The organism is Phenylobacterium sp., from assembly GCF_044358365.1.
Taxonomy (GTDB): domain Bacteria; phylum Pseudomonadota; class Alphaproteobacteria; order Caulobacterales; family Caulobacteraceae; genus Phenylobacterium.
On record NZ_JBIKNZ010000074.1, the window covers coordinates 1 to 16,802 of the forward strand.

The following is a 16,802-nucleotide window of genomic DNA, read 5'->3' on the forward strand; positions in this document are numbered from 1 at the left end:
ATCCCGAAGATCACATGACAGAGGATGACCCATGCATGCCGGCCTCCTTCACCAGCATGCAGCTTGAATCACTCCATCACTGATTTGGGAATCCCTCCCGATTCACAGCGTAGGGAAACCGCTCTAGTTTCGGCCTTCGCCAGACTTGGCTCGCGCCAAACCGACCACCTCACGTACCAGCTTCAGGTTCCACACTTGAGATCAGCGCTCCTCGCCTTCGCCGCGACATCCGCCATCGCTACGCCGCTGATGGCCGAGCCATCGCCCGGACCCCAGCCCTATCCAATGCCAGCCGCGATCGCGGCGCCCCGCGACATGGCCTATCCCGGCACGATCCGGCTGGAGGTTGACGCCAGCGATACGGACCGCCGCATCTGGCGGGTCAAGCAGACCCTGCCTGTTAGCCGTCCCGGCAAACTGACGCTGCTTTACCCGGAATGGCTTCCGGGCAAGCACTACGACTTCGGCTCCATCGACAAGCTTGCCGGCCTGACGATCCGCGCCAACGGCAAGGTTGTCCCCTGGCAGCGTGATCCGATCAGTGTTTTCGCCTTCCAGATTGATGTGCCGCCGGGCGCGGAAGCGCTTGAGCTGGAGTTCCAGTTCCTGTCGCCAACGGCGCCGAACCAGGGCCGGGTGGTGGTGACGCCGGAGATGCTGAACCTGCAGTGGGGCATGGTGGTGCTCTATCCTGCTGGTTACTACACCCGGCGGATCATGGTGGAGCCCAGCGTCAAACTGCCGCCAGGCTGGGGGTATGGCGTGGCCCTCGATACCGCGTCTCGCGAGGGCGACGTCGCGCGTTTCAAGCCGGTTCCTCTCGAAACCCTTGTCGACTCCCCGATGTTCGCCGGGCGCTATTTCAAGCAGTACGATCTCGATCCAGGCGCCCGTTATCCGGTTCGGCTGAATGTGGTGGCCGATACGGCGGCCGAACTGGAGGCCGACGCCAAGGTCATCGACAAGCACAAGGCGCTCGTTCACCAGGCGGACAAGCTGTTCGGCGTGCGCAATTTCGACCGCTATGAATTCCTGGTCGCGATCACGGACCGGCTGGGCGACATCGGCCTTGAGCATCACCGATCCAGCGAGAACGGCGTCGGAACCGGCTATTTCACGGAGTTCGACAAGGCTGTGGGTGATCGCGGGTTGTTGCCGCACGAGTACGCCCACTCCTGGAATGGGAAGTACCGACGTCCGGCGGACCTCTGGACGCCCAACTACAATGTGCCCATGCGCGGCGCGTTGCTCTGGGTCTATGAGGGTCTGACGTCCTATTGGGGCGACGTCCTGGGCGCCCGCGCCGGCATGGCGTCACGACAGGAGACCCTGGACTCGATCGCCCTCACCGCAGCCCAGTATGAAAACCAGGTGGGGCGGCGCTGGCGGCAACTCGAGGACACCACGTTTGATCCCATCCTTGCACGGCGCTCGCCACAGCCCTGGCGCGGCTGGCAGCGAGCGGAAGACTACTATCAAGAGGGCCTGCTCATCTGGCTCGATGCCGACACGCTCATCCGGGAGAAGTCCGGCGGAAAGAAATCCCTGGACGACTTCGGTCGGCTGTTCTTCGCCGGCAAGGACGGCCAGTACGTTCCCGATCCCTATACTTTCGACGATGTTGTCGCCGCCCTGAACACCGTCCAGCCGCACGACTGGGCGACCTTCCTGACAACCCGCGTCAAGGACGTGGCGCCCAAGGCCCCGCTGGACGGCCTGACGCGTGGCGGCTGGAAGCTGGTCTACACCGAAACGCCCAGTGACTTCGCCAAGGCCCTTGAGGGCGCATCAAGGTCGACGGGTCTGACCTATTCCCTGGGCCTGTCCCTGAGCCGGGACGCTGATGTGACCGGTGTGCTGTGGGACGGACCCGCTTTCAAGGCCGGGATCACTGTTTCGACCAGGGTGCTGGCAGTGAACGGGATTGCCTATAGCGCTGAACGCATCAAGGCTGCCATCACCGAAGGCAAATCCGGCAAGCCCATCGAACTGCTGATCAAGAACGGCGACCATTTCCGCACGGTTTCGATCAGCTACACGGGTGGCCTGCGTTACCCAAAGTTGGAACGGATCGAGGGAACCCCGGACCTGCTGACCAGGATCCATGAGGCGCGGAAATAGCTTGCAGACCCTCCTCGACTGTCAGTCGTAGTAGTAGGGCGTCCGCTTGGTCCAGGCACTGGCCGGATATCTGGCGTGGAGCAGCTCGAACGCCCGGCGGCCTGAGTGGTCGTGGCTGCCGCCCCATCGGCCCACGCGCACCAACCAGTAGAGGGCCTCCGGAACCTCGGGGCTGGTGGGATTGGCCCTGGCATAGACCAGGATCTCGTCCCACATCGACCGGGCGCCCGGGGGCGATTCCAGCGGCGTCTCAAAGTCGAAAACAGGTCCGCGATTGATGAAATAGCCACGCTCGCTGTCGGCCTGTGCCGAGGTCGCTGCGGCGAAGTCCGGCATTCGCAATCCCGCAGCGCCATGACCGCATTCCCCCAGGCAGGTCAGATCTGCGCGTGCATCGCTGTCCGGCTCCACCCCTGCCATCTGATATCGCGCCAGGGACGGCGGGGTCGCTATCACAGGCCGTCCCCTCGGCAACACCATCCATGGGACCCAGTACCGCTGGAACTGCGCGACCGTCCCTTCCGGCCGGGTATAGTCCACCAGATCGAGCCGCAGTCCGGGGATCTTGGCAAAGATCATGAACTGGGCGAACCGTTTCTCCGGACCCATCGGCGCCGTACGGGCGCGACGCCAATCACCGGCCATCTGCGGCAACAGGGTTTCAAGATCGCGAGCCATGCCATCGGCTGAAGCGTTGTCGCTCAGGATCACCGCCCGGGCAAAGCTGGTCAGCGCCACATCGAGGCGCAACGACGCCGGCAATTGCGCATCCCGCGACAGTTCGATCCGTGTCGCCAGCGGCAGGCGGTCGATCACCGCGCGCGCGTCCTCGCCTAGACCTGTCACGCCCTCGCGACCGATCCCGTCATAGAGACTCCATTCCTGATAGGCGTCGGTTTGCCAGAAACCGCGCACGCAACCATCGGCCTGGTCATTGGCGCAGACGCGTTTGCGCAACGCCAGTTTCGCAAACTCCCGCAGGTCCGATGCAACCTGTGCGCGCTGCGCAGTAAAAAGGTTACGATCACTCGCTGAAAGGTCGGGCCTTTGCAGGAGTGCATCCAGTCGTTTGCGACTCGCAGGCGCGGGGGCCGTGGCGAGGGTCAGTCGCAGGGAATGAAACTGCACGGTCAACCAAGCCGGATGACTTGCTCCGACCTTGCCTGCATCCGCCAGTAGACCAGGAACCTCAAGCGCGCCGGGATCAACCAGGCTTAGCGCCGCAATCAACCAGGCCGGATCCGAGGTCCTGGCCCAACGATCCCGGGCATGGGCCAGCGCGTCTGCGCGTGTGCGACTCGTCAGCGCCGCCAGCGCAGCATCGCTGTTCGTGTCTCCATACGCCGCCTCCAGCGCCTTCGCAGTCGGCTTGGCCTGTAGCGTGGCTATCCAGTCCATGGCCTCCGGCTTCGCGACGCCCTGATCGTAGAGGTCCGCATAGTCGCGGAAGCTGACCGCAATATCGTCCGGAGGATCGCGTCGCCCGAGTTCACGTTCAAGTTCGACCATCAAGACCGCAGGCTGGTCGCGATAACTCAACGCGCGCAGCATCTTCTGGGCTTCGGCACGGCCATAGGTCGCGACGGGCATTCGTTGCAGTTCGGCGACGCCGGCCCGAGCCCGGGCGAAGGCGTCCGGCGTACGCAGAGTCAAGGCCGCGCGGATCAGACTCCTTACGCGCAGATAGGATGCCGAGGGTCGCCAAGGCGATGCCTTGTCGCGCGCGATCTCGGCAAACCGGCCGGCGGCCTCGTCGAAGCGTTGATCGTACAGCGCATGAGCGGCCGCCTGATACGCCCGATCAACCGTCAACCAGCCCGGCGCGTCGGCCGGCAATTCCGGCAGCGGGTGGCCCGTCTCGTGGCAAGTGGCGAAAACCGCGTCCTGCCCGGCAAGCCAGTGCTTAACGGCCGCCGATGTGGCGCCAAATCGTGCGGTCCGGTCCTTCAATGTCGCCGCGGCCGTTTCGAACGCCTCGTCGAAACAGTTCGGGATGGACGTGTAGTCCGGTCCGTCGCGCTCGGTCTCGATCCAGTCGATTTCCGACGCGCCGGGGACGACCTTGCGCGCGGTGGTCCACGCCGCCGAACCCCGTTCAAAGGTGGCGTCATAGATCCATCGCCCGGGCGGGTCGCAGCATGGCATCGAGAGGGCCTTGCCCGCGACGGGTCCGACCTGCTGCCCATGCAGCAAGCGCCACGCGAGGTAGAGCTTGGGCCGGGGGGCGCGAAACATGACGACGCCCAGTCGCCCATCGTAGAGTTGGGCCAGGTCACTGGCCTCACCGCCAAACTGGTCGATGTACCAGGGCGCAACAGTCCCCGGTCCGGACGCCCACGCCGGCGGACCAGCCAGCACCATGGTCGCGGCCAGGCCCGCCAACCTCAGTCGTCCGACCATGCCTCCACCCTCCGTCGCACGCGATCAAAGTCCGTGGGCGTCCAACTTCGTGGACTAAACAGATAAACCCGCCGACCGACCGGCGCGCGAATGATCGGCGCGTCTGTTGAAACTGCCAAGGCCGTTCGACACCGCGGATTCGAGAAGTCGCCTCCGGCCGCCAGCCGGGACTTCAGCGCGGAACCGGCGGGGCCCATCCGGAACAGCATCGGCACGATTTCATCTACCGGCGCCGCATCCAGCCAGGTCTCGTCACCGCACCAGGACGCCAGCGCGGTCATGGACAAGACGACGCCGGGCTGCAGCCCCGCCCTCACCTCGCGAAGAACCGCCAACAGCAGGGGGCGCTCGGATGCCCGCACTTCGAAATCGACCTGCAACCGTTGCGTCCGGGCGCGAGATCCCATTCGCAACACAGCAGCCGCCACGCGCCTTGCATGATCTGGCGAGGCAACCACGGGATGGCGATGATCTAGCTGGAGGTGAACCACTGAGGTCGTCAAACGCCCTTGGGAAGCCCGCAGCGGGAACCGCCGACCCCGGGCCTCAATGCGGTCTCCAGCCAGCACAATGAACCCGGTTTGCACCGCGATCTCGGCCGATGCCGGGGCAAACCGAAGGTCTTCCGGTCTTTCCCAGGCCCAGATGACCAGCGAAGACGCCCTCGCCGGGACCACAGCCGCGAACCAGATCAGGGCGATTGCGACCAGCATCTGCACGCCCGTTTGGTCTCCTTATTGCGCAGGCGGTCGGCCGCACCGCATTGCCTTTCGACCACGGGGGATTGATACCGGGTGGACCAGAATCGCACAAGTGTTCCCGGTTCAATGTCCAGTACCCCCGCCCGCCCCCTCCCCGACCTGTTCGACGACGCGCTGAGCCCTGTCCCGGCCGCGCCACTTTCGGCGAGCCATGAGCCTCGCCCTGATGTTTTGTCCCCCAAGGGCGGCGGCTACTCCGCCAAGGACATCGAGGTCCTGGAGGGTCTGGAGCCGGTCCGCAAGCGGCCGGGCATGTACATCGGCGGCACCGACGAGCGGGCCCTGCACCACCTGTTCGCCGAGGTGCTGGACAATTCCATGGACGAGGCCGTCGCCGGCCACGCCAAACTGATCGAGGTCACCCTCGAGGCTGACGGCGCACTCACCGTCAAGGACGACGGGCGCGGCATCCCGGTCGACCCGCACCCCAAGCATCCCGGCAAATCGGCGCTGGAAGTGATCATGACCGTCCTGCACTCGGGCGGAAAATTCTCCGGCAAGGCCTATGAGACGTCCGGCGGTCTGCACGGCGTCGGCATCTCGGTGGTCAACGCGCTGTCCGAACGGGTCGAGGTCACGGTCTGGAAGGATGGCTCCGAGTGGCGCCAGGCCTTCAGCCGCGGCAAGCCGGTGGGCGGGCTCGAACAGATCGGCCCCAGTCGCAAGAAGGGCACCCAGATCCGCTTCACGCCGGACCCGGTCATCTTCGGTGACGCGGCCATGTTTCGTCCAGCGCGGCTTTACCGGATGGCGCGGTCCAAGGCCTATCTGTTCGGCGGTGTCGAAATCCGCTGGAAGTGCGCACCCGAGCGCATTCAGGACCAGACGCCCGCCGAGGCCACCTTCCGATTCCCCAATGGTCTGGCGGACTTCCTGGCCGAACGGATCAAGGGGCTGGAGACCGTCACCCCTGAGCCCTTCGCCGGCCGCTGGGAACGCCCCGGCGAGACCGGCAAGGTGGAATGGGCGGTGGCCTGGACCCCCGCCGGCTTCGGCGAGGCCGACAGCTTCATGCAGTCCTACTGCAACACTGTTCCCACCCCCGAGGGCGGCACCCACGAAAGCGGTTTCCGCGCGGCGCTTACCCGCGGCCTGAAACAGTACGCCGAGCTTACCGGAGAGAAACGCGGCCTGATCATCACCGCCGATGATGTGCTGGCCCAGGCCGGCGCCCTGGTCAGCGTCTTCGTGGCCAACCCCGAGTTCCAGGGCCAGACCAAGGAGCGCCTCTCCTCCTCCGACGCCCAGCGTCTGGTGGAAAAGGCCCTGGCCGACCCCTTTGACCACTGGCTGACCGCCCAGCCGAAATCGGCCAGCGCCCTGCTCGAATTCGTCATCGAGCGCGCCGAGGAGCGGCTGAAGCGCCGCAAGGACAAGGAAGTGGCCCGCGCCTCGGCCACCCGCAAGCTAAGGCTGCCCGGCAAGCTGGCCGACTGCTCCGGCGGCGCCATGGACGGCACCGAACTGTTCCTGGTCGAGGGCGACTCGGCCGGCGGCTCGGCCAAACAGGCCCGCAACCGCAAGACACAGGCGATCCTGCCCCTGCGCGGCAAAATCCTCAATGTGGCCTCCGCCACCGCCGACAAGTTCGGCGGCAACAAGGAACTCTCCGACCTGCTGCTGGCGCTGGGCGCACAACCCGGCTCGAAGTATCGCGACGAAGACCTGCGCTACGACCGCATCGTCATCATGACCGACGCCGACGTCGACGGCGCCCACATCGCCAGCCTGCTGATCACCTTTTTCTATCGCACCATGCCCGAGCTGATCCGCGGCGGTCGCCTCTACCTGGCCCTGCCCCCGCTCTACCGCATCAGCCATGGCGGTAAGGCCGTCTATGCCCGCGACCCCGAACACCGCGACGAACTGCTGGCCACGGAATTCAAGAACAAAAAGCCCGAGATCAGCCGCTTCAAAGGCCTGGGCGAGATGATGCCGGCCCAACTCAAGGAAACCACCATGGACCCGGCCACCCGCACGCTGGCCCGGGTCACCCTGCCCCGCGCCGAAGAGCTGGTGGAAGACCTGGTCGAACGCCTGATGGGCCGCAAACCCGAGGCGCGGTTCCAGTTCATCCAGGAGAACGCCGAGTTTGCGGTGGGCGAGCTGGATATCTGAATACCGCCCACGCCCATCATAAGCGGGCTTGACCCGGCGCCCCAGCGCCAAGGGCTATCTGGCAGTGATCAAGGTGGTGTCGGGCGCCGACGGCGACCACACCCGTCGCAGCCACCGGGGCGGTTAGAATGCTTTTTCTAAACCGTCGGCCTATTGCAGCGTCATCGGCTTCCTCCCCGGGGCCGCACACGTTGCAAGGATACTGATCATGGCCAAGGCCAGGAAGACCAAAGAGACCGCCGAAGTCGCCGTCGACACCGACATCGCCCGCAAGATCTGGCTGGCCGGCGTCGGCGCCTACGGGCGGATGTACACCGAGACGCAAGGCGCGGTCGAAAAGCTCGCCACCGGCGCCAACGAAGCCTTCGACCAGCTGGTCGCCAAGGGTGAGGAAGTCGAGGACAAGGTCCGCGAAACCATCGCCAAGTCGCCCCGCGGCGACCGCGTCGTGTCGCTGGTCGGCAACGCCACCGATCAGGTGAAGGCCTTCCGAGCCGAGCAGCGCGCCGCCCTCGAAGCCCGCATCGGCAAGGTCCGCAAGACCGTGTCGGAAACTCTCGCCCCGCTGAACATCGGCGCGCTGGGTCAGGCCATCGAAAAGCTGACCGCTCAGGTCGAGCAACTGACCCAGGAAGTGGCCGCACTGAAGGCCGAAAAGGCCACCGTGGCGGAGAAGCCCGCCAAGGCCAAGACGGTCGAGCCGGTCGAAGCCGCCTAAGCCTTCTGTCCGCCCCTGATGAGGGCGGCGGGCAGGAGCATGACCTGGGCCGCAGCGCGCGCAATCCGCTCGCGCTGCGGACCGGCATCTCCCTCGAGCTCCAGTTCGATGGCGTGGAAGCCGATCCCGGTGGTCATGAGGCGCGAAACGCCATCGATGACCTCGGGCGAGGCGGAGATAACGCCACCGCGCCTCAGGTCGATCAGCACCGTCGCCAGGGTCGTGCGCTCACGGGTGGCCACATATCGGAAGACGGCCGCCAGATCCTGACTGCGCATAACAAGAGCGGCGGCCTCGCGGTAAAGGAACCGCGCATCCCAGGCCTCCTCGATCAGGATGTGAACATAGGTCCAGAGGGTCTCGAGGCTCGCGCCATCGGCGCCCAAGGTGTCGGTCAGCGCGTCGAGCACCATGTCGACTTCGGACCGGTATTCCGCGGCCAGGGCGGCGACGATCTCGGAGCGGCCCTTGAAGTGGTAGTAGAGATGTCCCGGGCTGATCCCGAGCGCGGTCGCGATATCGACGGCCGAGAGGGCTGCGACACCCTCTTCGTTGAAGAGTTCGAGCGCTTTTTCGAGAATGCGGGACTTCGTGCTCAGGGGCGATCATCCAATGGCGATGTGTCGCCCTCAATTGACAGGGAATAAGAACCTCTAAGTATAGGCGCATAAGGCGGACGGGCGAAACCGTTCACACCCACAGGGTTGGAACAACGCAGGGCGAAGATGGCGAAACCGAAGATCGATCTCGGCGGCGGGGCTGCTGAAAACACCGTGGCCATGAATCCGATCATCGGACTGGCGCGCGAAGACCTGATGGGCGCTGTGGGTGTGATGCTGCGCGAGACCGCCGGCCGGCCAGTCAAGACCCTCAAACACCTGAAAAACTTCAGCGGTGAAGTGGTCAAGATCGTCCAGAACAAGTCCGAACTGGCCCCTGACCCCAAGGACAAGCGATTTCTGGACCCCGCCTTCCGCAGCAACCCCTTCTATCGCGCCGGCATGCAGTACTATCTGGCGGTCCGTCAGGGGGTTGGCCACTGGATGGACGATCTGGATTTTGATGACAGTGAGCGCGCGCGCGCCAGCTTCGTCACCAACATGATCCTGGACTCCGTTTCGCCCACCAACAGCCTGATCGGAAATCCCTCGGCGCTGAAGAAGGCGTTCGAAACCGGCGGCGGCTCGCTGATCAAGGGCCTGAAGAACGCCTACGAGGACATCACCCAGAACGACGGCATCGTCAGCCAGGTGGACAAGCGCCCGTTCAAGATCGGCGAGAATATCGCCACCGCGCGCGGCGCCGTGGTTCATCGCACCGAGATGATGGAGTTGATCCAGTACGCGCCGACCACCGAACAGGTGCACGGCGTGCCGCTGCTGATCATCCCGCCGCAGATCAACAAGGCCTATGTGAACGACCTGTCGCCGGAAAAGAGCATCATCCGCTTCCTGACCGGCAGCGGCATCCAGCCCTTCATGGTCAGCTGGCGCAATCCAACGGTCGAACACCGCGACTGGGGCCTGGCCGACTATGTCGACGCCCTGATCGAAGCCATCGATGTGATCTGCCAGATCACCAGGTCAAGGACTGTGAACATCTCCGGCGCCTGTTCCGGCGGAATCACGGCGGCCACGCTGCTCAGCAAGCTGGCTGCAGAAGGTGATCCGCGCATTGGCGCAGCGACCCTGATGGTCTGTGTGCTGGATCCCCAGCCAGACGACAGCGAGACCGGCGCCCTGGTGTCGGCCCATGGCATCGAGATGGCGAGGCGGCGATCGGCCAAGGCCGGCGTGCTGGAAGGCTCTTCGCTGTCACGGACTTTCGCCTGGCTGAGGCCAAATGATCTCGTCTGGAACTATGTGATCAACAACTACCTGCACGGCGAGGACCCGCCCGCCTTCGACGTGCTGTTCTGGAACAACGACTCCACCAATCTGACGGCGGCCCTTCATTCCGACTATCTGCGGGTCTACGAGACGCAACCCTTCGCCACGCCGGGGGTTACCGAAATGGCCGGCCACAAGGTCGACCTGACCAAGGTCATCCAGGACTGTTTCGTGGTCGCCGGCGTGACAGACCACATCACGCCCTGGAAGGCCTGTTACCGCACAACTCAGTTGATCGGCTCGCCGAACGTGGAGTTCATCCTGTCCCAGGCCGGCCACATCCAGTCGCTGCTGAACCCGCCGGGAAATCCCAAGGCCAAGTACTTCAAGAGCGACAAACGCCCACCCGCCAGCATCGACGAATGGCTCGGCAACGACGCCTCGGAGCATGCGGGTTCCTGGTGGCCCTTCTGGGCGCAGTGGTTGCAGGCCCGATCCGGCGAGTTGAAGTCGGCGCCCAAGGACCTGGGCTCCAGGAAAAACTCGCCTGGCGCCGCCGCGCCCGGCGAATACGTATTCGATTGAAAGGCCACCCTGTGAAAGCTTCCGGCAACGCCCAGGACGCCCCCGGATCCGCCCGCGAGCCGCGGATGGAGATCATGAAGATCGCCGGTCGGAGCCTGCGTGTCGCCGTATGGGAAGCCAGGACAGCGAAGGGCAAGGCCAAGGGGCGCCCGATCCTGTTTTTCAACGGCATCGGCGCCAATATCGAGATCATGGCGTCCCTGGCCGAATGGATGCCGGATCAGGACATCATCACCTTCGACATGCCGGGAGTCGGCGGCTCACCCAGCCCCAGATTCCCCTACCGCCCCTGGACCATGGCGCTGCGCACCACGCGCCTGCTGGACAAGCTGGGCTATACCGGCAAGGTCGATGTCATGGGCGTGTCCTGGGGGGGCGGCATGGCCCAGCAGTTCGCCTTCCAGCATCCGGACCGCGTCGGCAAGCTGATCCTGGCGGCGACGGCGGCGGGCGTGTTCATGGCGCCCGGGGATCCCAAGGTCCTGGCCAAGATGGCCAATCCGCGCCGCTACATTGACCCGGAGTTCATGCGACAGAACTTCGAAGCCCTCTATGGCGAGGAGATGAACTCCGACGCTCACATCGGCAGGCTGCGGCCGCCGTCGCAGCGGGGCTATCTCTATCAGCTCGCGGCCATGGCCGGCTGGACCAGCGCTTTCTTCCTGCCCTTCCTGAAGACCCCGACTCTGGTCCTGATGGGCGAGAGTGATCGCATTGTGCCCCTGGTCAACGGCAGGTTCCTGGCGCGACTGATCCCCAATGCGCAGCTGGAGACCGTGCCGGGCGGACATCTGTTCATGGTGTCCCGCCCGGCCGAGACCTTCCCCGTGATCCGCCGTTTCCTTGCCGGCGCGGATCAGCAGCCCCTCGCCGCCGCAGCCTGAGCCGACCCCTACCCCGCCAGCGCCGCTTCGATCGCCTCGGCGGAGCATCCGAATTCCTCCAGCAGGGCGCGGGAGTGCTCGCCAATCCCCGGCGCCATGTGCGGGGCGACCTTGGTCTCGCCGGTCATCTGGAAGGGGCTATCGACGGTGCGCAGCCCATAGCTGCCCTCGATCTCGGGAAACAGGCCGTTGGCCTCGATCTGTTCGTCGGTCAGGTGATCATAGATCTGCGACACCACGCCAAACGTCACGTCGCCGTCGGTCAAGACCCGTGACCAGTGTTCGAAGGGCGCACCGGCGAACAGCGCATCGAACCGGGCCACCAGCTCGGGACCGTTCGCCATCCGCGCCTCGGGCGTCGCAAATAACGGATCCTCCAGCCACTCGGCGTGCCCCACAGCCCTGGCCAGCAGCGGCCAGTCCCGGAACGGATTTGTGCTGGTCAGGATGAAATAGCGGTCGTCGGCGGCGCGGAACATCTCGTTCAGCACCCCTCGCGCCCCGCGCGGCGGCCGCGTCATCAGCTCATAGCCGCAAAGCGCCGCCTGCACCTGGCAGCCGTTGGCCCAAAGCCCGTTGGCTAGCAGCGAGGTGGTGACCTCCGAGCCAGCACCGGTCATCTGGCGCTTGTAGAGGGCCGTCACAATCGCCCCGTACATCGCCATCGCCGTCGGGTGGTCGCCCATCCCCGGCATCGAGATTGCGGGCTCTGTAGTCGGGCCGGCGCGCACCATATCCATCAGCCCCGAACGGGCCCACCAGGCTGTTGCGTCAAATCCGGTCCGGTCCCGCTCCGGCCCCTGCTCGCCATAGGGCGACAGCGAGGCATAGATCAGCCGGGGGTTCAGAGGCATCAGGTCCTCCGCCCTCAGTCCCATCCGCTCCCGTGCCGGAAACGGCGAGTTGGTGATGAACACATCGGCCCTCTTCACAAGCGTATGCAGCACCGCCCGCGCCTCCGGGCGCCGTAGGTCCAGCGCCAGACTCTCCTTGTTGCGCGACTCCAGAGTCCAGAAATAGTCCACCTCGCCGGGCGTGCCGCGCAGCCGGAAAAGGTTGCGATAGGCGTCGCCTACGCCCGGCGGCTCGATCTTGATCACCCGCGCGCCATAGTCACCCAGCACGGTCGCCGCAGCCGGCCCCGCGATGAAGCTTGCGCAATCGATGACGAGCAGGTCGCTGAAGAGGCCGGTGCTCATGGTGGGGTTCCTCCTGGATAGCCGCCGTGCTGTTCTCCCGGATCAAGCCCTGGCGCACGTGTGGTTAGAACAGTCGAGGCAATTGCCCATGCGTCAGTCTAGGCCAGGTGCAGCGCGAAGCTCATCTCGCCATGTTCGCCAGCTGGAACTCGCGAGGACTCTTCCCGGTCCAGCGTTTGAAGGCGCGGGAGAAGGCAGCCGGTTCGGAGTAACCGACGAGGTAGGCCGTTTCGTTGACCGAGACCCTGGCGCCGGTGAGGTAGCGCATCGCCGTGCGATGGCGCAGGGCGTCGAGGACCTGTTCATATTTGGCATCCTCGGACTTCAGCTTGCGGAACAGGGTCTGGCGACTGAAGCCCAGCGCGCGGGCGACGCCGGCCGCGCTGATCTCGCCTGTATGCAGCGATGGCAACAGCACAGCCTCAACGCGGCCACGAACGGTCTTCTGATCTTCGAGCTCCTGCAGCAGGCCGTCAGCCCGTTGGGTCAGGATGCCGAACACGTAGTGTGGCTGCAGCGCGACGCGCCAACTGGCGATGCCCGGGTGGAGTTGCATGGCGTTCCATCGGCTGGAGAAGGTGATCGGGCATTGGAAGATGCGATCGTACTCGGCCCTGTAGGCCGGCGCCGGGTGCGTAAACTGAACCTGCAGCACATGCGGCTCTGGCAGGAATCGTCGCGGGCCACAGGCCAGCCGGGCGAAGGCCCCTTCGGTCAATTCGGGGAACGCGTCCGGGTTGGTGCGTGTGTCGACCATCCAGAGTTGCCCGTCGCGCATGGCCAGCTCGAAACGTGGCCCGTCGCTGAGTCCGTCGGTCTCCAGTGTCAGCCGCCCAAAGCGCTGCATCTGGGCAAAGGCTTCGCCCATGGTGGCCGAGGCGTTCATGATCAGCCCGACGATCGACATATCCGCGAGGTCGACGGCCTCGCCGAAATGCAGCGCCAAAGCCGGATCGCTGCACAGATCCTGGGCCGCACGCATGAGCGCAACATAGGTCGCAAACGGCAGGCGGCTGTCGGGATCCTCGATATCGGCGGCCCGCAGACCGGCCCTGTCCAGGAGCGCAGTTTGCTCCGCGCCCTGCCCCACAGCGAACGCGATCAGGCCAGCGGCGACTCCGGCTGACGTGGTCAGGTTCGACATGGCAAGGCCCCTGATGTTACCCACGATCATGCGCGCGCTACGCAGGGTCATGGCGCCGGACCATCCGATCGACAAGAATTGATCCATGACACCCTGGATCGCCGTCTCGTCCGCCCTGCTCGTCATCGCGGCTGCATTCCTGCCTTCGGGCGCGCTCGCGGACGTCCTCAAGGCCGGGCCGAGCGATCCGGCCTGGATGCATCTCGGCGCCAACTTCCTGTTGTGGGCGCACATCGCTGGCGGCGCGATCGGCATGGTCACCGGCGTCGTCGCCCTGGCCGCGCGCAAGGGTCAGCGGGTTCACCGTGCAGCGGGAGCTGTGTTCGTCATTGCCATGGCCCTGGCCTACGCCATCGGTGCGGGCGTGGCGCCGTTCCTGGACACCGGGCAACGGCCCAACTTCGTCGCCGGCATCATGGCGCTCTACCTGCTGATCAGCGGCGTCATGGCGGCCCGACGGCGTAACGCCAAGGCTGGCGCAGCGGAGGTCATCGGACTGATCATCGCCCTGTCAATCACCGCCGCCGGTGTGATCCTGATGCAGATGGGCTCGGCCAGCCCCAGCGGGACGGTGGACGGCTCGCCGCCGCAGGCGTTCTTCCTTTTCACAATCGCAGGCGCCTTCGCCGCCGCAGGCGAACTGCACGTCCTGGTGCGCAAGCAGTTGTCCAACGTCTCGCGGATCGCGCGGCACCTTTGGCGCATGTGCTTTTCGCTGTTTATCGCCTCGGGGTCGTTTTTCCTCGGACAACAGCAGGTGTTTCCGGAAGCCCTGCGGGACTCCGTCCTGCTCTACGCGATCGCTCTGTCGCCGTTGCCGATCATGCTGTTCTGGCTGGGAAAGGTCCGGTTCGACGACTGGCGACGGCGGCGGGCGTAGTCGGACAGGCCTCCCCATTTGCCAGGGCGCCAGTCCCTTGGCGCCAGCGTCAGTTCAGCATCGAGGCCAGACCCAAGTCCAGACAGGCCGCCTCGCACCGCGTCGCCATGGCGTGGATCAGGGCTGCGTTGCGAGCGTGTTCCATGTTGGAAAACCCGCCAGCCTGGACCGCATAGGTGAATCCGATCAGCAGCGCCCGGCGATAGTCCTCCAGACACTCGTCGAACCCATAGCCCCCGACCCCGCCGGCTACGAGCTGGCCGTGATAGCCCGCCAGCAGATCCATTTCCTGGCTTCGCCGCACGTCCGGCGTCACGCTGGCAGACATCAGATAGCCGATGTCGAAGGCTCCCGGCGCCTGCACCAGAATCTGCCAGTCGAGCACGGTCAGACCCGGATCGGCGGGATCGCCGGTGAACATCAGATTGTCAGCCCGGAAGTCCCCGTGACAGAGCGTCCGCTACCCTTGGCCATTGCGGTCCATCAGCCCCTGCAGATCGGTGCAGAGCCGTTCGCCCACCCGCATCATCTCCGGACTGAGGCGGGCCTTCATCCAGGGTGCAATGATCTCCCAGGCGGCGGTGTGCATCTGGCCGACGCTGTCCCAAGGGGGCTGGCCGTGCGCGGGGATCACCCCTTCCAGCGCCGGTAACCGGGCATCGCGCCACCAGCGCGCATGCAGCGGGACGACCTCGTCGATAGCCCGTCGCACCTGGGCCTCCGTCAGGCCGACGATCTGATCGCCGGGGATTACCGCCGCCATGTCCTCCATAAGGAGCACGAAAAGCCTGGAGTCCGGATCGAACGCGGCGGCGAAGCATCGAGGGGCGGCGACCGAAACCGTCGGGGCGATATCGCGGTAGAAGGCGACCTCCTTCTCGTAGAAGCCATAGTTGTTGGCGAGGCCGCGGGCCTCCGCAGTCCCGGCCGGCACCTTGGCCACCAGCGTGGCCGGACCCGGTCGTCCCTCGGGCGCATAGCGGATCGCCAGCCGGTAGATCTCGGACATGACGCCCACACCCTCGCCGATCCGCTGGCGCTCCACCTCGGCGACGGATCCAAACGGGCCGCCGGGGGCGACCGCAAGTACGTCTGACAGCCATCCCGCCGAAAGGCCGCTCGCATCTGATGGAACTTGCATGGATTACCCGAACGTCGTTATGCGAACCATAGCGACCGAAAATCGACCCTTTGCAAGCCTCATTCGGCCGCCCGCGATCCAGCTCAGGCCAGGGTCCGGCGTCGGCCTTACCAGCTCCGCCCTGTCCGCACCCCCGCCAGCCAGGCGCAACGACCTTGCAGCCAACGCCATTTCAACCGCTTCCATTGACTTGCCGCCCGTGCGCCGTATGGTCCGGCCGCGCGGCGACGTTCGCTGGCGCAGCCGCGGTCGCGCCGCCCCTGTACACCCTTCGGGGGCTTCGGGGGCGAGACACCGCTTAATCGTTAGACGATGACCGAATTCTCAGACTTGGGCCTCTCGCCCGCGACCCTCGCCGCTGTCGCCGCGACCGGCTACACCACCGCAACGCCGATTCAGGCCGAAGCGATCCCCATGGCCCTGCAGGGCCTCGACGTTCTCGGCATCGCCCAGACCGGCACTGGCAAGACCGCCGCCTTTACCCTTCCGATGATCGACCGCCTGGCCGCCGGCCGCGCGAAGGCGCGCATGCCCCGCGCTCTCGTCATCGCCCCCACCCGCGAACTGGCCGACCAGGTCTCGATGTCGTTCGAGAAGTACGCCAAGGACCAGAAGCTCTCCTGGGCCCTGCTGATCGGCGGTGTCTCATTCAAGGACCAGGAGTTGAAGCTGGATCGGGGCGTCGACGTGCTGATCGCCACCCCTGGCCGACTGCTTGACCATTTCGAGCGCGGCAAGCTCTTGATGACCGGTGTGCAGATCATGGTGGTCGATGAGGCCGACCGGATGCTGGACATGGGGTTCATCCCTGACCTGGAACGCATCTTCAAGCTGACCCCGGCCAAGAAACAGACCCTGTTCTTCTCGGCCACCATGCCGCCCGAAATCACCCGTCTGACAAAACAGTTCCTGCGCGATCCAGTCCGGATCGAGGCGTCGCGCCCGGCCACGACCGCCGAGACCATCACCCAGAACCTGGTGCGCATCCCCACTGCCGACCCCAAGGCCAAACGTACGGCGCT

General features: G+C 65.4%; 13 protein-coding genes and 1 pseudogene. 7 read left to right on the forward strand and 7 right to left on the reverse strand.

Annotated elements, in window-relative coordinates; genetic code table 11:
* Nucleotides 1-195 precede the first annotated feature (195 nt).
* Nucleotides 196-2,121, forward strand: a complete 1,926-nt coding sequence (locus ACIQ3B_RS15520) for a M61 family metallopeptidase (protein WP_397404133.1) — start codon at nucleotides 196-198, stop codon at nucleotides 2,119-2,121.
* A 21-nt stretch (nucleotides 2,122-2,142) separates the two neighbouring features.
* Here ACIQ3B_RS15520 and ACIQ3B_RS15525 read toward each other — a convergent pair whose 3' ends face one another.
* Entirely contained in the window at nucleotides 2,143-4,521 is a 2,379-nt protein-coding gene (locus ACIQ3B_RS15525) for a hypothetical protein (protein WP_397404135.1), read from the reverse strand.
* A complete protein-coding gene (locus ACIQ3B_RS15530; protein WP_397404137.1) occupies nucleotides 4,506-5,240 on the reverse strand; it encodes a hypothetical protein in 735 nt (244 codons plus the stop codon). The genes ACIQ3B_RS15525 and ACIQ3B_RS15530 overlap by 16 nt, the downstream gene beginning before the upstream one ends.
* Nucleotides 5,241-5,348: 108 nt before the next feature.
* Between ACIQ3B_RS15530 and parE the strand changes: the two genes are divergently transcribed.
* Both parE and ACIQ3B_RS15540 read left to right on the forward strand, forming a co-directional pair.
* Nucleotides 5,349-7,400, forward strand: coding sequence for a DNA topoisomerase IV subunit B (gene parE / locus ACIQ3B_RS15535; protein WP_397404139.1), 2,052 nt, complete (start codon nucleotides 5,349-5,351; stop codon nucleotides 7,398-7,400).
* A gap of 208 nt (nucleotides 7,401-7,608) precedes the next feature.
* Nucleotides 7,609-8,118, forward strand: coding sequence for a phasin family protein (locus ACIQ3B_RS15540; RefSeq protein ID WP_397404140.1), 510 nt, complete (start codon nucleotides 7,609-7,611; stop codon nucleotides 8,116-8,118).
* On the opposite strand, the gene ACIQ3B_RS15545 is transcribed toward ACIQ3B_RS15540, so the two are convergent.
* Nucleotides 8,115-8,717 carry a TetR/AcrR family transcriptional regulator gene (locus ACIQ3B_RS15545; RefSeq protein WP_397404153.1) on the reverse strand — a complete coding sequence of 201 codons (603 nt, stop codon included), beginning with the start codon at nucleotides 8,715-8,717 and terminating at the stop codon, nucleotides 8,115-8,117. The genes ACIQ3B_RS15540 and ACIQ3B_RS15545 overlap by 4 nt on opposite strands.
* A gap of 126 nt (nucleotides 8,718-8,843) precedes the next feature.
* Between ACIQ3B_RS15545 and ACIQ3B_RS15550 the strand changes: the two genes are divergently transcribed.
* Together ACIQ3B_RS15550 and ACIQ3B_RS15555 are read left to right on the forward strand one after the other, a co-directional pair.
* A complete protein-coding gene (locus tag ACIQ3B_RS15550; RefSeq protein WP_397404142.1) occupies nucleotides 8,844-10,532 on the forward strand; it encodes an alpha/beta fold hydrolase in 1,689 nt (562 codons plus the stop codon).
* Between the two features lie 11 nt (nucleotides 10,533-10,543).
* A complete protein-coding gene (locus ACIQ3B_RS15555) occupies nucleotides 10,544-11,416 on the forward strand; it encodes an alpha/beta fold hydrolase (RefSeq protein WP_397404144.1) in 873 nt (290 codons plus the stop codon).
* Nucleotides 11,417-11,424: 8 nt separating this feature from the next.
* On the opposite strand, the gene ACIQ3B_RS15560 is transcribed toward ACIQ3B_RS15555, so the two are convergent.
* Together ACIQ3B_RS15560 and ACIQ3B_RS15565 are read right to left on the reverse strand one after the other, a co-directional pair.
* Entirely contained in the window at nucleotides 11,425-12,615 is a 1,191-nt protein-coding gene (locus ACIQ3B_RS15560; protein WP_397404145.1) for a CaiB/BaiF CoA transferase family protein, read from the reverse strand.
* Between the two features lie 121 nt (nucleotides 12,616-12,736).
* Nucleotides 12,737-13,759 carry an AraC family transcriptional regulator gene (locus ACIQ3B_RS15565; protein ID WP_397404155.1) on the reverse strand — a complete coding sequence of 341 codons (1,023 nt, stop codon included), beginning with the start codon at nucleotides 13,757-13,759 and terminating at the stop codon, nucleotides 12,737-12,739.
* An 85-nt stretch (nucleotides 13,760-13,844) separates the two neighbouring features.
* On the opposite strand from ACIQ3B_RS15565, the gene ACIQ3B_RS15570 reads away from it, so the two are divergent.
* Nucleotides 13,845-14,639 carry a hypothetical protein gene (locus ACIQ3B_RS15570; RefSeq protein ID WP_397404147.1) on the forward strand — a complete coding sequence of 265 codons (795 nt, stop codon included), beginning with the start codon at nucleotides 13,845-13,847 and terminating at the stop codon, nucleotides 14,637-14,639.
* 49 nt (nucleotides 14,640-14,688) lie between these two features.
* Here the strand turns inward: ACIQ3B_RS15570 and ACIQ3B_RS15575 are convergent.
* Together ACIQ3B_RS15575 and ACIQ3B_RS15580 are read right to left on the reverse strand one after the other, a co-directional pair.
* Nucleotides 14,689-15,084: pseudogene (locus ACIQ3B_RS15575) on the reverse strand (phosphotransferase); the annotation flags it as partial.
* A 15-nt stretch (nucleotides 15,085-15,099) separates the two neighbouring features.
* Nucleotides 15,100-15,780 (reverse strand): hypothetical protein, encoded by a 681-nt coding sequence (locus tag ACIQ3B_RS15580; protein ID WP_397404149.1) that lies wholly within the window; start codon nucleotides 15,778-15,780, stop codon nucleotides 15,100-15,102.
* 312 nt (nucleotides 15,781-16,092) lie between these two features.
* Between ACIQ3B_RS15580 and ACIQ3B_RS15585 the strand changes: the two genes are divergently transcribed.
* Nucleotides 16,093-16,802, forward strand: a 710-nt coding sequence (locus ACIQ3B_RS15585; RefSeq protein ID WP_397404151.1) for a DEAD/DEAH box helicase, incomplete at its 3' end; no start/stop codon positions are given.

What these genes read in the sequence shown, in the direction of transcription:
- ACIQ3B_RS15525 (WP_397404135.1), bottom strand. Translation starts at nt 4,521, where the DNA reads ATGGTCGGACGACTGAGGTTGGCGGGCCTGGCCGCGACCATGGTGCTG.
- parE (WP_397404139.1), top strand. Translation starts at nt 5,349, where the DNA reads ATGTCCAGTACCCCCGCCCGCCCCCTCCCCGACCTGTTCGACGACGCG.
- ACIQ3B_RS15540 (WP_397404140.1), top strand. Translation starts at nt 7,609, where the DNA reads ATGGCCAAGGCCAGGAAGACCAAAGAGACCGCCGAAGTCGCCGTCGAC.
- ACIQ3B_RS15550 (WP_397404142.1), top strand. Translation starts at nt 8,844, where the DNA reads ATGGCGAAACCGAAGATCGATCTCGGCGGCGGGGCTGCTGAAAACACC.
- ACIQ3B_RS15560 (WP_397404145.1), bottom strand. Translation starts at nt 12,615, where the DNA reads ATGAGCACCGGCCTCTTCAGCGACCTGCTCGTCATCGATTGCGCAAGC.
- ACIQ3B_RS15565 (WP_397404155.1), bottom strand. Translation starts at nt 13,759, where the DNA reads ATGTCGAACCTGACCACGTCAGCCGGAGTCGCCGCTGGCCTGATCGCG.
- ACIQ3B_RS15570 (WP_397404147.1), top strand. Translation starts at nt 13,845, where the DNA reads ATGACACCCTGGATCGCCGTCTCGTCCGCCCTGCTCGTCATCGCGGCT.
- ACIQ3B_RS15580 (WP_397404149.1), bottom strand. Translation starts at nt 15,780, where the DNA reads ATGCAAGTTCCATCAGATGCGAGCGGCCTTTCGGCGGGATGGCTGTCA.